This window comes from Pantoea sp. EKM103V, assembly GCF_011800365.1.
In the GTDB taxonomy this organism is placed as follows: domain Bacteria; phylum Pseudomonadota; class Gammaproteobacteria; order Enterobacterales; family Enterobacteriaceae; genus Pantoea; species Pantoea anthophila.
This window is the reverse complement of the sequence record NZ_JAALFQ010000010.1, coordinates 52060-67431: the sequence shown is the minus strand read 5'-3', so window position 1 is coordinate 67431 and position 15372 is coordinate 52060. Positions and strand designations below refer to the sequence as shown.

The following is a 15372-nucleotide window of genomic DNA, read 5'->3' as shown; positions in this document are numbered from 1 at the left end:
TCAGCGGAACAGACGCCCGTCCCGCACCAGCTCGCGGGGGTAGCTGTTCTTGATACGGCTGCCGACTTTCTTTGCCAGTCCCAGCGGCTGCTGCTGATACGTGACAATCATCTCATTACCGGCGGGGTCGCTTTCCGGATAGATATCCCGCCCGCGATACCACTCTTCTGCCTCGGCTGCCGTCAGTTCGAAGGCGTGCTTCGCATCCGGTTGCGCCAGCGCGATGACCGCCTCATGCTGCCAGCGATAGCCTTTCGCGAAGGTTTCAGCCAGCTTCAGGCCAATTCTTGAGAAACGCACTCTGCCCAGCAGCGGGGTGACGGCCGCCGGGAACAGCCAGATCTCTTTATCACGCTGCCACAGCACCAGCGAATCGTCCCAGCGGAGTGAGACGGCGGCGGCGGCCTGAATGATGTCGCTCTCCAGCTTGCGGCTGACGTGCGAGAAGGGCAGCTTGCCGACTTTATAGCCCGGCGCAGGCAGCGGATCGACCGACGCGGTTTTGCGCAACCGGGCCACAAAAAAGCCTTCGCTGTCGAACATCTGCGGGAAAACGTGCAGATAACCCTCTGGCGTCGCGGCCTGCTCCGCCCCCGCAAACAGTTCGTTGAGCGGCAGGATCTCCACGGCGTCGGGGTAACGCTGCAGCAGCCAGGCGATGACCTGCTGATTCTCAATCTGATTCAGGGTGCAGGTCGAGTAGACCAGCGTGCCGCCCGGTTTAAGGGCATGGAAGGCGCTGTCGAGCAGGTCGCGCTGGGTGGCGGCAATCTCTTCTGTACTGGCCAGCGACCAGTTTCTCAGGGCATCGGGATCTTTCCGCATCACCCCTTCGCCTGAGCAGGGGGCGTCAAGCAGGATGGCGTCAAACTGTTCCGGCAGCGCAGGACCGAATACCCGGGCGTCGAAATGTGTCAGCGCACTGTTGGTGACGCCGCAGCGGGTAATGTTGGCGTGCAGGACTTTCACCCGGCTGGAGGAGAACTCATTGGCCAGAATGATCCCCTGATTGCCCATCCGGGCCGCAATCTGGGTGGTTTTTGAACCTGGTGCCGCCGCCATATCCATCACGGCGCTGACCGCGGTCTGCGCGTCGAACAGGGCGGTGACCGGCAGCATGGAGCTGGCTTCCTGAATATAGAACAGGCCGCTGAGGTGTTCCGCGACGCTGCCCAGCGGCAGGCTCTCATCTTCCCGGCTGATCCAGAATCCCTCTTCGCACCACGGCACCGGCGTAAGCTGCCACTCATAGTCAGCGGTGAGACGCAGGAAGTCAGCCACGCTGATCTTCAGGGTATTCACCCGCAGCGTGCGGCGCAGCGGCTGCTGACTGATGGCGAGGAACTGCGCGAAGCTGGCCTCATCGGGCAGGCTCTGGCGCATTAAAGAGAGAAAATCGGCGGGGAAAAGCGAAGCAGCATCTGACACGGGCACATTCCAGTTAAGGCAAAGGCGGCAGTGTACCATGCAGAAAGGAAACGGGCAGCCAGGCTGCCCGTCTCAGGAGGAATAAGTCTGGCGCGGTTTTGCGCAGATGAGATTGCTCAGGCATACAGCCCGCGGAAAGATGAAGCGATGGGAGCATACGCCCGGAGTAAAGCATAGCGGGCCAGGGATGGTCCGCGCTGAGCCCGCCAGGGATGGCGGTTTTTGCGTCTTTGCGGAGGGCGTTTGCTCCCTGAGCCTGCGGTACAAAGCAGCTATGCGGGCAGCACAGACTGCCCGCATAGCCTGAATTAGCGCGGAGACGGAATTGCCGTTCCCCAGTTGCGCCAATCCTTCGGCGCTTCATCCTGCAGCAGGAAGTGTTTATCCGGCGTCGCCTGCGGCGCCAGCGGCACCGTTGGCGGGGTGGCAAACTGGATGCCGCCGCGAATAAACTGCTGGAAGGTGCCGGTTTTCACCACGCCGCCAATCAGACCGAAGTCGAGGTTGTAGCCGGACGCCAGCCAGAACACCGAGTTATTCCGCACCAGATGCTGATACTTCTTGCTGATACGCAGAGCAATCTGCACGCGATCCGCCATATTGCCCAGCGATGTGCCGGTCACGGTGCCCACTTCCACGCCGCGGAACAGCACCGGGGTGCCCAGCGACAGCGAACCGGCTTCGGTGGCATCAACGTAAATATTCAGGCCATTCAGGTAGCGCGAATCGGTAATGGTGCTCTCCTGCAGCTCAAAGGTGCGCACGGCACCGCCTTTGCCCGGGTCCACGTTAACGTAAGGCTGCAATAGCGTTTCCAGATGATTCACCCCCGTTGCGGAAATCTCTGGAGAGACCACCGAGAAACGGCTGCCGAGGCGGGCAAAATCATCCACATATTCGGGATAGAGCACCGCTTTGGCGACGACCTGATTGTTATCTTTACTGAGCGAAAGCGACTCCACCTGGCCGACATTGATGCCCAGGTAACGAATCGGCATCCCGGCTGAAAGCTTGCTGGCGTCATAGGTGTGCAGGGTAATCTGACTGCCCACCGCGCGGGCGGCGGTTTCAGACGGGTAGAGCACACGCTTGACCCCTTTGGCCGACTTCGCACCGGTCATGTTGTCGAAGCTGATTGCACCTTTCAGCGCCCGGTTTAGCGGCGATGCCTGAACTGTCAGGCCGCTGCCGTTAAGACTGACGCGGGCGCCGCCCTCGGCCCAGAAGACGCTTTCGCTGGTCAGCAGCTTGCGATACTCCGGCTGGATGTGCACCGCAATATCAAAGGCGTCAGCGCGCGGCGTGACTTTCACAATCTCACCGACCTGAAACTTGCGGTACAGCACCACCGAACCCGCCTGCACGTCAGGCAGACTGTTTGCGGTCAGCGTCAGGGTGGTGGAGGGGCCATCACCGGTAATGCCTTCTTCCGCTTTTTCCGCATCGGCAAACAGCGGATAGGCGGTTTTCGGCTCGCCTTTCCTGCCCGGTTCCAGCCGTATGCCGCCATCGACCCATTCACGGGCGCTGGCACCTAACACCTGCATTCCGTCGAGACCAAATTTCACATCGAGCCGGCTGTTGACGATAAATTTGCTGTCCCCGTGCACCAGGCTGCGATTCTCAGGATTCACCGCGACCACGAAATTGACGCCATTCTCATCCAGAGAGCGCGACATCACCTGACCAATCTGCATGCCGTGCAGCATCAGCGGCTGCCCCTGATCGATACCGTAGCTCTCCGGCGCACTCAGCCTGACCGTCAGCACGTTGGGTTTCTGCAGCAGCGTCTCATTTGACGCCAGCACGGTGTAGTGCTGCTGCGGCTCACCTTCGCCGGGAACCAGTTCCAGCGTGTTACCGGTCAGCAGCGCACTGAGGCTGGTATCGGTCAGGCTGATTTTCGGGCTGTGCATCTCAATGCGGGTGCCGCTGCGCATCAGACCGACCACCGACGGATCAATCGTCAGCTCGCCGGTCACCTTGCCGCCATCCTGCAGGTTGAGCTTAGTCAGCGTGCCGACCTCCAGTCCCTGATAGATCAGCGGCGTGCTGCCCGCTTTAAGGTTATTGCCGTTGGGCAGATCCAGGGTAATCAGCACGCCGCGCTGACTGTGCGCCAGGTCAGGGTAGAGCCGGTAGTTCTGCTCCGCTTTGGCCTCTCCGGCATTTTCCGGGGAGTCAAAGGCAATCGCGCCATTCACCAGCGCCGCCAGGCTCTCCAGCTGCACTTTGGCACCGCTCAGGCTGACATCAGCATTGACGCCGGAGACGTTCCAGAAGCGACTGTTGGTTTTCACCAAATGGGTGAAGCGACGGTCAATCAGCACATCAATCGCCACCCCGTCGGATTTGCTGTTGATGTTGTAGTCATAGACCCGGCCAACCGGAATCTTGCGGTAGTAGACCAGCGAACCGGTGTTAAGCGAGCCGAGATCGGGGGCATGCAGATGGATCAGCAGTTCGCCGGTGTTCACCCGATATTTGGGCTGGGTATCGAGCGCGGTAAAGGCCTCGCTGGGTTTCCCTTTGCCGGGCATCATCCCGATATAGTTACCGCCGACCAGCGCATCCAGTCCCGACACGCCAGCCAGTGAGGCTTTCGGCGTCACCAGCCAGAACTGGGTGTCTTCGCGCAGCGCGTCGCGCATATCGCTCTTGATACTGGCTTTGATCTGAATGCGGCGATAGTCGTCGCTGAGATTAATGCCCTGCACGGTGCCCACTTCCACACCCTGATAACGGATCGGGGTACGGCCCGGCACAATCCCATCCGCCGTCTGGAAATTGATGGTGATGGTGGTGCCGCGCTCCTGGTAGTTGGTCCAGAGCAGCCAGCAGGCGATCAGCATCGCAATAATCGGCAGCAGCCAGAAGGGCGAAACTTTACGCTTATTGCGCAGCGTGGCGTTAGTCGGTGTAGTCGGCGTTTCCTGTTGCATGTGCATCCCAGAGCAGGCGGCTGTCCAGCCACTCAACAGACATAATGGTCAGGATAACGGCGGCGCCAAAAAAGAGCGCCGCCGGTCCCATGGTAAAAGCCAGCAGCTGATCGCGATTGACCAGCGACATGGTTAACGAAATGACAAACAGATCCAGCATTGACCAGCGGCCAACCCAGGTGACAAACCGCAGTAACCGGATGCGGGTGCGCAGCCCCTGTTCACAGCGGAAATGGATGCTGAGCAGCAGGGTCAGCATCACCAGCACTTTGGTAAAGGGCACCAGAATACTGGCGATAAACACAATCGCGGCGACCGGCACATTGCCTTCACCCAGCGACAGAATGCCCGAGAAGATAGTGTCTTCACGCCGTGATCCGTTGAGGTACACCACGGAAATTGGCAGCAGGTTCGCCGGGATCAGCAGCACAATCGAGGCAATCAGCGCCGCCCAGGATTTTTGCAGGCTGTGGCGGCGACGGAAGTCCAGCGGTGTGTGACAGCGCGGGCAGCGCCCCCGTTCGTCCGGCAGGCCGGTATGGTGACAGTTCAGACAGACCTGCATCTCGTCACGCGCCATATTGCCGGGCTGCTGCGGGTAGAAATGCTCCCACAGCTGCTCCATGTTGAGATGGATCAGCGTCAGCACGCTCAGCACCGTCAGGGCGATGTAAGCCGCCAGCCCATACCCAATCTCCAGCGAAGCATAGTCCTGCACCTTAATCGACGCCACGGCAATGCCGATCAGGTAGATATCGAGCATCACCCACTCTTTCAGCTTCTCCAGCATCAGCAGCACGGGCCGCAGGTTCATGCCCAGCCGGTGACCGATACCGAGATAGCAGATGCCGGCCACCAGGGTGATCGGCGCGCCCAGGGTGCAGAAGGCCACCATAGACGCCGTCAGGACATCCCCCTGCTGCGTCATCTGAATCACGCCCTCCAGCACGCTGGCATTGATGCGCATCCCCAGCAGACGGATATCCACCAGCGGCAGGGAAAACGCGAACGGCATCAGCACCATCATGGTGGCGGCCATGGCCATCAGACGTGTCATCGACCAGTCGTGACCGCTGACTATCCGGGCGTTGCAGCGCGGACAGTAGGCCGCCTGATGCGATTTCACATCCGGTAAGGAAAAAAGGGTATCGCATTGCGGGCAACGCTGATAACGTGCGTGAGGCAATGTCTGGCTGATAGCGTGAATTTTCATAGGGTGGTGCAATTTTCGCTCGTCAGAAGTAACAGATATCGGTCATTAAGACATTGTCTGTGTGCCTGTCTCGGGCATCACGCTTCGATCCACAGAATGCTAAGGTTATAGTAACTAACGCTATGATTCACCTTGTCGCTCTGGATAATTAAAACTTATTTTTAACGAACGGTCTCAATAAACCCGTTCAGATGTCATTGGTAACGGTTGAATAATGAACAAAACTGCCTTTTACGCCGATCTAAATCGCGATATGCGAGCCCTGCTGGCGGGCGAAACGGCGTTTCTCGCCGCGATGGGAAACTTTAGCGCGCTGCTGTATGAACGTCTCGATGGCGTGAACTGGGCAGGTTTCTACCTGCTGACGGAAGCCGATACGCTGGTGCTGGGCCCGTTCCAGGGCAAAATCGCCTGTGTGCGCATTCCGGTCGGTAAAGGTGTGTGTGGCACGGCGCTGGCAGAAGAGAAAGTGCAACGCGTGGATGATGTGCATGCCTTCCCGGGCCACATCGCCTGCGACGCTGCCAGCAACGCTGAGATTGTGATTCCTCTGAAAGTGAATGGCACTGTGGTTGGGGTGCTGGACATCGACAGCGTGGATTACAATCGTTTTGACAGCGATGACGAATCAGGGCTGGTCACACTGACTGATGGGCTTTGTGAAGTGCTTGCGAACAGCGATTTAGAAAAATATCTGCAGCTGACGCGCAGCTAATCGACTGGATCACATGGCATTTAGCGATGTTGTCATTATAATGTCGCCTGTTCATGCCTGCGCTGGTCGGCAAACCCGTTGTAATCAGGAAATTTCATGGAAAATCAACCTAAGTTGAATAGCAGTAAAGAAGTCATCACTTTTCTGGCGGAGCGCTTTCCGCACTGCTTTAGCGCTGAAGGTGAAGCGCGTCCGCTCAAAATCGGTATCTTTCAGGATCTGGTCGAGCGTGTTCAGGGCGAAATGAGCCTGAGCAAAACACAGCTGCGTTCCGCGCTGCGTCTTTATACGTCGAGCTGGCGTTATCTCTACGGCATCAAAGCCGGTGCTATTCGTGTCGATCTCGACGGTAACGCCTGTGGCGTGCTGGATGAGCAGCATGTCGAGCATGCGCGTAAGCAGCTTGAAGAAGCGAAAGCGCGTGTGCAGGCACAGCGCGATCAGCAGCGTGCCGCCCGTCGTGAAGCGGGTGAAAGCGAAGAGGGCGCGGCACCGCGTCGCGCGCGCAAGCCTGCTGCACGTAAGCCTGCCGAGGGCGACGCCGCACGCAAACCGCGTCCGCAGACTGCTGCACCGCGTGCGACCGCCTCACAGCATCGCAAACCAGCCCCACGTCCGGAGCAGGAAGCCCGACCCATCACTGATACCTCAACTTTGCAACCCGGCCAGAGTATTAAAGTTAAAGCAGGCAAAAGTGCGATGGACGCTACCGTTCTTGAAGTATCGAAAGACGGCGTTCGGGTCCAGCTCGCTTCCGGCATGGCAATGATTGTGCGCGCAGAACACTTGCAGTTCTGAAACGGAGGCTAACCCCGGCATGAACACCCTTTTCAAAGTTGGACTTATTGCGGGCCTGCTGTTAGCAGGCCCAACGTTCGGCGCGGAGAATATCACCCGCGCCGATCAGATCCCCCAGCTTCACGAAGACCCGCAGGACCCGACGGTCAGTGAGCGCGTCACCTCACGCTTCACCCGTTCCCACTACCGCCAGTTCGACCTGGATCAGAACTTTTCAGCGAAGATTTTCGATCGCTATCTGAACATGCTCGACTACAGCCACAACGTGCTGCTGGCGTCGGATGTGGCGCAGTTTGCCAGCAAAAAAACCACCGTCGGCGATGAGCTGCGCAGTGGCAAGCTGGATCTCTTTTACGATCTCTATAATCTGGCGCAGAAACGCCGTTTTGAGCGCTATCAGTATGCGCTGACGGTGCTGGCGCGTCCGATGAACTTCAGCGGCAATGACACCATCGACATTGACCGCGGCAAGGCTCCCTGGCCGAAAGATGAAGCCGAGCTGAATGCTCTGTGGGATGCCAAAGTCAAATATGACCAGCTGAGCCTGAAGCTGGCGGGTAAAACCGACCAGGAGATTCGCGACGTTCTGACCAAGCGTTATAACTTCGCGATTCGCCGTCTCGCCCAGAGCAACGGTGAGGATGTTTTCCAGCTGGTGATGAACGCCTTTGCCCGGGAAATCGATCCGCACACCAGCTACCTGTCGCCACGTAACACCGAACAGTTCAACACCGAGATGAGCCTGTCTCTGGAAGGGATCGGTGCCGTGCTGCAGATGGATGACGACTACACCGTCATCAACTCGATGGTTGCGGGTGGACCGGCCGCGAAAAGTAAATCCATCACGGTGGGGGATCGCATCGTCGGCGTCGGTCAGCCCGGCAAGCCGATGGAAGATGTGATTGGCTGGCGTCTGGATGACGTGGTGGCGAAAATCAAAGGACCGAAAGGCAGCAAAGTGCGCCTTGAGATCCTGCCAGCCGGTAAGGGCACCAAAACCCGCACCGTGACGCTGACGCGTGAGAAAATCCGTCTGGAAGATCGCGCCGTCAAAATGAGCATCAAGAATGTCGGTAAACAGAAAGTGGGCGTGCTCGACATTCCCGGTTTCTACGTCGGTCTCACCGATGACGTGAAGGTTCAGCTGCAGAAGCTGCAGAAGCAGAACGTTGACAGCGTCGTGATCGATCTGCGGACCAACGGCGGCGGTGCGCTGACCGAAGCGGTATCGCTCTCCGGTCTGTTTATTCCGAGTGGTCCGGTTGTTCAGGTGCGCGACAACAATGGTCGGGTGCGTGAAGACAGCGACAACGACGGCGTGGTCTATTACAAAGGACCGCTGGTGGTGCTGGTTGACCGCTTCAGTGCCTCCGCCTCTGAGATCTTCGCTGCGGCGATGCAGGATTACGGACGTGCAGTGATCGTCGGCGAGCCGACCTTCGGGAAGGGCACTGTGCAGCAGTATCGCTCTCTGAACCGCATTTACGATCAGATGCTGCGTCCGGAGTGGCCGGCGTTAGGCTCCGTTTCCTATACCATTCAGAAGTTCTACCGGATTAACGGTGGCAGTACCCAGCGTAAAGGCGTCACGCCCGATCTGCTGATGCCAACCGGGGTGGAAGCGGCTGAAACCGGTGAGAAGTTCGAAGATAACGCACTGCCGTGGGACAGCATCAAAGCGGCGACCTACGTCAAAACCGGCGACGTCAAACCGCTGGTGGCGCAGCTGACGAAGCAGCACGCTGAACGTATTGCTCAGGATCGTGAGTTCCAGTACATCATGAAGGACATTGCGCGTTTCAATGCCCTGAAAGATAAACGCAACATTGTGTCGCTCAACCTCGCTCAGCGCGAGAAAGAGAATCACGAAGATGATGCGTTACGTCTGGAGCGTATCAACGCGCGTTATCAGGCCGAAGGCAAAAAACCGCTGAAAAACCTGGACGAGCTGCCGAAAGATTATAAAGAGCCCGATCCTTACCTCGATGAGACGGTGAAGATTGCGAACGATCTGGCGCAGCTGGAGAAATCCCAGCCGGAAGCGCCCGCGGCGAAATAACCCGCGGCTATGAGAAAAAGCACCGCCAGGCGGTGCTTTTTTTTGCCTGCGGGAGGGACATTCCGCCGTAATCATTAGCCGCTGTAATCGTGCCAGCGTGACGGTCGGCGCAGCAGGCGTGACAAAATGTAAAGTTATGTCTTTTTAGGCACTTAAACGTTAAGGTCGCTTGAAAAGCGGCCCAATGCACATAGGATATCTATCCGCGTATAGGCGCGTGAACTACTGAGGAAGATTAACGATTATGATGCGTATTGCTCTTTTCCTGATGACCAACCTGGCTGTGATGTTGGTATTCGGGCTGATTCTCAGCCTGACAGGGATCCAGTCAAGCAGTGTCCAGGGCCTGATGATCATGGCAGGCCTGTTTGGCTTCGGCGGTGCGTTTGTTTCACTGCTGATGTCGAAGTGGATGGCACTGCGATCGGTGGGTGGTGAAGTGATTGAACAGCCGCGCAATGAAACGGAGCGCTGGCTGATGGAGACGATTGGCCGTCAGGCTCAACAGGCGGGCATTGCGATGCCACAGGTCGCGATCTATCACGCGCCTGACATCAACGCCTTTGCCACGGGTGCACGTCGTAACGCCTCGCTGGTGGCGGTTTCAACCGGTCTGCTGCAGAACATGAGCCGCGATGAGGCTGAAGCGGTCCTGGCGCACGAAGTGTCGCATATCGCGAACGGCGACATGATCACCATGACCCTGATTCAGGGTGTGGTGAACACCTTCGTGATTTTCGTGTCCCGTATTCTGGCGCAGATCGCGGCGGGCTTCATGTCCGGCAACCGTGATGATGGCGAAGAGAGCAGCAACGGCAACCCGCTGGTCTATTTTGCGGTGTCGATGGTGCTGGAGCTGGTATTCGGTATTCTTGCCAGCATCATCACCATGTGGTTCTCCCGTCACCGCGAGTTCCACGCCGATGCCGGTTCAGCGAAGCTGGTCGGCCGTGAGAAGATGATTGCGGCGCTGCAGCGTCTGAAAACCAGCTACGAACCGCAGGAGCCGAGCAGCATGATGGCGTTCTGCATCAACGGCAAAGGCAAGTCGTTCAGCGAGCTGTTTATGTCGCATCCCCCGCTGGACAAACGTATTGAAGCCCTGCGCAGCGGCCAGTATCTGAAATAGCCCTGAGCGGCATAAAAAAGGCGACCCCCGGGTCGCCTTTTCTTTTTCGGCCCTCAGGCGCGATTCTGCGTCATGCGTGACACGCTGACCAGCGCCGCCACCGCGGCAAAACTGCCCGCCAGCAGCAGCGAGGCGTGCGTGCCTTGCTCATCAAACAGATTAAACATCAGCGCGACCAGCGCGGCACCCGCACTCTGACCCAGCAGACGCGCAGTACCCAGCATGCCGCTGGCACCGCCGCTGCGATGACGGGGCGCTGAGGTGACAATGGTATGGTTGTTGGGCGACTGAAACAGCCCGAAACCGGCACCGCACAGCATCATGCGCCAGATGATATCGACATCGCCGGGATTGGCCGGCAGCCAGGCAAGCAGAAACAGCCCCAGCGCGAACATCGCCAGACCGATGCCCCCCAGCAGCCCGGCGTGCACCCGGCCAATCAGCCGACCGGCAATCGGCGCAAACACCATGGTGGCCAGCGGCCAGGGCGTCAGGAGTAAACCAGTGGCCACCTCATCACGCTGCAGGACGTTTTGCAGAAAGAAGGGCAGCGACACCATGGCGAGCATCTGCGCGCAGAACGAACAGACCGACGTCCCCATCGACAGGCTGAAAATCGGGATACGCAGCAGGTCAACCGGTAACAGCGGCACCGTCATCGCGAGCTGGCGACGGATGAAGAACCACCCGATAACCAGCAGTCCGATCACTTCTGACAGCACCAGCAGGTGACTCTGACCCTGCGCAAAACCGCTCAATGCGGAGATGATCAGCCCAAAGAACAGGGCGTTCATGATGGCGCTGGGCACATCAAATTTCTGCGTAGTGGCTTTCTGCGGATTATCGGGCAGCGTCCGCAGCGCCAGCCAGAGTGCCACGGCACCCAGCGGGACGTTAATCAGAAACAGCCATTTCCAGCTCGCCACCGACAGAATGGCGGCCGCCACCGTCGGGCCCGCCGCCGTCGAAACCGCCACCACCAGCGAGTTGATGGCCATACCGCGCCCCAGATAGCGCTGCGGATAGATAATGCGTATCAGGGCGGTATTGACGCTCATCAGCGCCGCGCCGCCCAGCCCCTGCAGAACGCGGGCGCAGGTCAGCATGGTGAGTGAGGTGGAGAAGGCGCAGAAGACCGACGTCACAATAAACAGCGCCAGACCTGTCTGATACACGCGACGATAGCCCAGCATGTCACCGAGGAAGGAGAGCGACAGCAGCGAGACGATAATCGCAATCTGATAGGCGTTCACTATCCAGATGGACTGCGCCGGGCTGGCGTTCAGTTCGCGTGAGATGGTGGGCAGCGCCACGTTGGCGATCGCGCCATCTAATACCGCCATCGTGAGTCCGAGCGCGATGGTGATAATCGCCATATAGCGCTGAGCGCCGGGTAAACCATCCTGAGGAGGAGAGAGTGTCATAGGTTAATTACTAAAGAGGGTGAATATCATCATGCTAATGAAGTTGACGCGAAATTGCAGCGTCCGGAGGTGAAAAAGATCGCGTGACCGGCGACACCAGGGTGAAACCATTGCCGCTTTCCGCTGCGTCACTCTATACTGGCGTTCTGTCTTATTTTTGTAACTGATTGAACAAGGTGCGCGATGTCCTCTGCTGAAAATGGCAAACAGCCCGATTCCGTCTCCTCCGTGCTGAAAGTGTTTGGCATTTTGCAGGCGCTGGGTGAAGAGCGCGACCACAGCATCACTGAGCTGGCGCAGCGCGTGATGATGTCAAAAAGCACGGTCTACCGTTTTCTGCAAACCATGAAAACGCTGGGCTATGTTACCCAGGAAGGTGAGAGCGAAAAGTACTCCCTGACGCTCAAACTGTTCGAGCTGGGGGCGAAAGCGCTTCAGAATGTCGATTTGATCCGCAGCGCGGATCTGCAGATGCGGGAGCTGTCGCGTCTGACCCGTGAGACCGTGCATCTGGGCGCGCTGGAAGAGGAGAGCATTGTCTACATTCATAAAATCGACTCGCTCTATAACCTGCGCATGTATTCGCGCATTGGTCGCCGCAATCCACTCTATTCCACCGCGATTGGCAAGGTGCTGCTCGCCTGGCGCGACCGGGAGGAAACGGAAGAGATTCTGCGCCAGGTAGAGTTCAGACGCAGCACGCCGAATACGCTGACGAGCGCGGACGCCCTGCTGGCGGCGCTGGACGAGGTGAAGGCGCAGGGTTATGGCGAAGATAATGAAGAGCAGGAGGAGGGGTTACGCTGCCTCGCGGTGCCGGTTTTTGATCGCTTCGGGGTGGTAATTGCCGGCCTCAGCCTCTCTTTTCCCACGATCCGTTTTTCAGAAGAGGCGCGTCAGGATTATGTGGAGATGCTGCAGCGGGCGGCGCGTACCATTTCCTCGGAAATGGGCTTTCACGCCTATCCTTTCTGAACAGCGCGGGCCATGCGGCCCGCGTTTTCATCAGTTATCGATCACTTCTCCGCTTTTTTTCAGCAGCGGACAATCGGTTACGCCGACTACGCCGCTGTCCGTGTGCAGATACTGGGCGTTAATCACACCGCGTGCGGTAAGATAGCTGCACTGCAGGCCCAGTCCTGCTGCATTCTTAGTGCTGCCGGTTAACACGCCATAACCGGTAAAGAGCATCGCCAGCCAGATCACCGCCAGCAAGCCTACCATGCGAATAAACAGTTTCATTGTATCTCCTTGTGAAAGGTAACTCAGCGCTCCACCTGGTGCTGCCGGTCAGAATGATAGCAGCATGCCTGGCTTTTCGGCGGGAATCGATCAGAGATAACTGAAACGGCAAATTCTGCTTTGCCGTTAACCCCATTATCTTTTGTGATGGTGACAGGTAGAATACGCGGTTGTCGTGTTCTGGCGTTTTCACTTTGTTTTATGAGGCAGTTATGAATGAGTTAGCCGCAAATCCGGGCCCCCTGGTCAGCTATGGCCTGCTGGTCATCATTTTGATTGTGGCGTTTATCGCCTGGTTCTTCGTTAATCGTGCCAGCGTTCGAGCCGGTGAGCAGATCCGTTTGCTGGAATCGCTGCTGGAAGAGCAGAAAAAACAGAATCAGCTGCTGCGCCTTCTGATTGAGCTGCAGCCTGGCGCGGAGAGTAAAAAACCCGAGGATGAGCGGGAGAAGCGCGACTTTATCCGGTTAATCCCGGAACGTTAATCAGAACAGAGAGGCGGGATGAGCGGGAAGAATCCGTGGTATGACAGCAGCAAAGCGCACCATACGCCAGAGGGTTTCCGTAACCCGGAGCCGGAAGAGCGTCAGCCTGGCGATCTCCGGCGCTGGCGTCGGGAGCGAAAAGCGCAGGGTCTTCCGATGCCACCGCAACAGGGCTATGACGCTTTTGTTGAAGAGTGGTGGCAACTCGCCGATCTCAGCGGCAGTGACGATCGCCTCTGGTGGCTGGGCCATGCCGCCGTGCTGTTGCGGCTCAATCAGCGTTACATTCTGATCGATCCCGCCCTCTCATCCCGCGCCTCGCCGTTCTCTTTTGCCGGACCGCAGCGCAAAACCCCTGCGCCGCTCAGCATTGCTGACCTGCCGCATCTGGATGTCGTGCTGATTTCTCACAATCATTACGACCATCTGGATCGGCCGACGGTCAAAGCGATCGTCCGGCGTTTCCCGCAGGCCACCTTTGTTGTACCGCTGGGCCTGGCGGCGTGGTGCCGCGCCCGGGGAGTGCAGCAGGTACATCAGGCTGACTGGTGGCAGCAGGTCAGGGTGGGCGATCTCTGTTTTGATGCGGTTCCGGCGCGTCACTGGAGTATGCGGTCGCCCCGCGATCGCAACCGTTCGCTCTGGTGCGGCTGGGTCGTACGTTCATCCTCCGTGCGCTTCTGGTTCTCCGGTGACAGTGGCTACAGCGACAGCCTGCTGGCGATCCCCACCCGGCTTGGCCCCTTCAGCGTGACAGCCTTACCGATTGGTGCCTATGCACCGAAATGGTTCATGGCAGGCCAGCATATGGACCCCGATCAGGCCGTGGCACTCTGGCAGGCGGCGGGCAGACCGCTGACGCTGCCTATCCACTGGGGCGTATTTGAACTGGCTGATGAGGCACTGGATGCGCCTCCGCAGGAACTGGCTGCGGCACTGCGGCGGGCAGAGGAGGAGCAGGGCAGCTTCGCGCCCTGGCGAATAGGCGAAAGCCGCAGCCTGAATAATCCACCCCAGGAATAATCCTGGAGCCGGGGAAGACGGTTACACCGGATTTTTTTAACAGAAATCTTTTTTTATCACATTAATGGTTAAATTTTTAATAAGCCGGATTCGTGCGGCTGCTTTTATTTGGAGCAGAGCTCAGGGCAGTTTCCTGTTTTTGGTGCAGGAGAGAAGATACCTGTACCAAATAAAAAGTGTCGTACAGGATTAACGTCAGGTTATTGCTGCTTCGCTTTCCTGTCGCTTCGCTTATCAATTCGCTTACTGCCATATTTGTGAAATATTAATTTCTTATGGTATCCATTGAGTTAGCCCGGACGAGAAGGCATCCGGAGGAAATGAACCTGCGGGTTCATTATATTTATGCCGGGTTTTAGCGCCGTGACAGAACAGGCTGTGTGAGCCTTCTGGCAATTGTGCGTGCTGCCTCTCTGAGACTTTAAAAATGGCTTGCCATTGTTTTTAGGATATGTGATAACAATTCGTGGGTTAAACGAGGTACAGTTCTGTTTATGCATGGCATCTTCAGTGAAGAAGTACGAGTAAAGACGTTGACGTTGAATACCGCTTCCTTGCCGAACCTTAATTAGTGCCTCATGCAGTAACGTCTCTGGTTTTTCTGTAAGACAGCCTTCGGGCTAAATAAACATCTAAAGGAATTTGCAAAATGGCAAAGATTAAAGGTCAGGTTAAGTGGTTCAACGAGTCTAAAGGTTTTGGTTTTATCACCCCTGCAGACGGCAGCAAAGATGTGTTCGTACACTTCTCTGCCATCCAGGGCAATGGTTTCAAAACCCTGGCTGAAGGCCAGAGCGTTGAGTTCGAAATTCAGGATGGCCAGAAAGGCCCGGCAGCTGTTAACGTCACTGCTATCTGATTCGACTCCGCCTCGGTGCATCGCACCCTGATATGGATTCTCAAAGCCCTGGCCG

General features: G+C 57.5%; 13 protein-coding genes. 8 read left to right on the top strand and 5 right to left on the bottom strand.

Features of this window, described 5'->3' with window-relative positions:
* The 3 genes from rsmF to yebS form a co-directional block, all read right to left on the bottom strand.
* A complete protein-coding gene (rsmF, locus tag HFD97_RS17745) occupies positions 1–1434 on the bottom strand; it encodes a 16S rRNA (cytosine(1407)-C(5))-methyltransferase RsmF (protein ID WP_167430753.1) in 1434 nt (477 codons plus the stop codon).
* A 302-nt stretch (positions 1435–1736) separates the two neighbouring features.
* Complete coding sequence (locus HFD97_RS17740; RefSeq protein WP_009089795.1) at positions 1737–4370, bottom strand: PqiB family protein; 2634 nt, start codon at positions 4368–4370, stop codon at positions 1737–1739.
* On the bottom strand, positions 4339–5583 hold the full coding sequence (gene yebS / locus HFD97_RS17735) for a membrane integrity lipid transport subunit YebS (protein WP_009089797.1): 1245 nt from the start codon (positions 5581–5583) through the stop codon (positions 4339–4341). The genes HFD97_RS17740 and yebS overlap by 32 nt, the downstream gene beginning before the upstream one ends.
* A 214-nt stretch (positions 5584–5797) precedes the next feature.
* Here yebS and HFD97_RS17730 point away from each other — a divergent pair, with 214 nt between their 5' ends.
* The 4 genes from HFD97_RS17730 to htpX all read left to right on the top strand — a co-directional run bounded on the left by HFD97_RS17730 (position 5798) and on the right by htpX (position 10284).
* Positions 5798–6298: a GAF domain-containing protein gene (locus tag HFD97_RS17730; RefSeq protein ID WP_009089799.1), complete on the top strand. Its 501-nt coding sequence runs from the start codon at positions 5798–5800 to the stop codon at positions 6296–6298.
* A 96-nt stretch (positions 6299–6394) separates the two neighbouring features.
* A complete protein-coding gene (proQ, locus tag HFD97_RS17725) occupies positions 6395–7096 on the top strand; it encodes an RNA chaperone ProQ (RefSeq protein WP_009089801.1) in 702 nt (233 codons plus the stop codon).
* A gap of 19 nt (positions 7097–7115) precedes the next feature.
* The gene (gene prc / locus HFD97_RS17720; protein ID WP_009089803.1) at positions 7116–9155 is read left to right on the top strand and encodes a carboxy terminal-processing peptidase; all 2040 of its coding nucleotides are present in this window, start codon (positions 7116–7118) and stop codon (positions 9153–9155) included.
* 244 nt (positions 9156–9399) lie between these two features.
* The gene (gene htpX / locus HFD97_RS17715; protein ID WP_009089804.1) at positions 9400–10284 is read left to right on the top strand and encodes a protease HtpX; all 885 of its coding nucleotides are present in this window, start codon (positions 9400–9402) and stop codon (positions 10282–10284) included.
* A 53-nt stretch (positions 10285–10337) separates the two neighbouring features.
* Here the strand turns inward: htpX and HFD97_RS17710 are convergent, their stop codons facing one another.
* Positions 10338–11708, bottom strand: coding sequence for an MFS transporter (locus HFD97_RS17710; protein WP_167430754.1), 1371 nt, complete (start codon positions 11706–11708; stop codon positions 10338–10340).
* A 183-nt stretch (positions 11709–11891) separates the two neighbouring features.
* On the opposite strand from HFD97_RS17710, the gene kdgR reads away from it, so the two are divergent.
* Positions 11892–12683 (top strand): DNA-binding transcriptional regulator KdgR, encoded by a 792-nt coding sequence (kdgR, locus tag HFD97_RS17705; protein ID WP_009089808.1) that lies wholly within the window; start codon positions 11892–11894, stop codon positions 12681–12683.
* 30 nt (positions 12684–12713) lie between these two features.
* On the opposite strand, the gene HFD97_RS17700 is transcribed toward kdgR, so the two are convergent.
* Complete coding sequence (locus HFD97_RS17700; protein WP_009089809.1) at positions 12714–12950, bottom strand: YobH family protein; 237 nt, start codon at positions 12948–12950, stop codon at positions 12714–12716.
* A 212-nt stretch (positions 12951–13162) separates the two neighbouring features.
* Between HFD97_RS17700 and HFD97_RS17695 the strand changes: the two genes are divergently transcribed.
* The 3 genes from HFD97_RS17695 (at position 13163) to cspE (ending at position 15317) form a co-directional block, all read left to right on the top strand.
* On the top strand, positions 13163–13435 hold the full coding sequence (locus HFD97_RS17695; RefSeq protein ID WP_167430755.1) for a YebO family protein: 273 nt from the start codon (positions 13163–13165) through the stop codon (positions 13433–13435).
* 18 nt (positions 13436–13453) lie between these two features.
* On the top strand, positions 13454–14458 hold the full coding sequence (locus HFD97_RS17690; RefSeq protein WP_167430756.1) for an MBL fold metallo-hydrolase: 1005 nt from the start codon (positions 13454–13456) through the stop codon (positions 14456–14458).
* A gap of 649 nt (positions 14459–15107) precedes the next feature.
* Positions 15108–15317 carry a transcription antiterminator/RNA stability regulator CspE gene (gene cspE / locus HFD97_RS17680; RefSeq protein WP_003852684.1) on the top strand — a complete coding sequence of 70 codons (210 nt, stop codon included), beginning with the start codon at positions 15108–15110 and terminating at the stop codon, positions 15315–15317.
* Positions 15318–15372 lie beyond the last annotated feature (55 nt).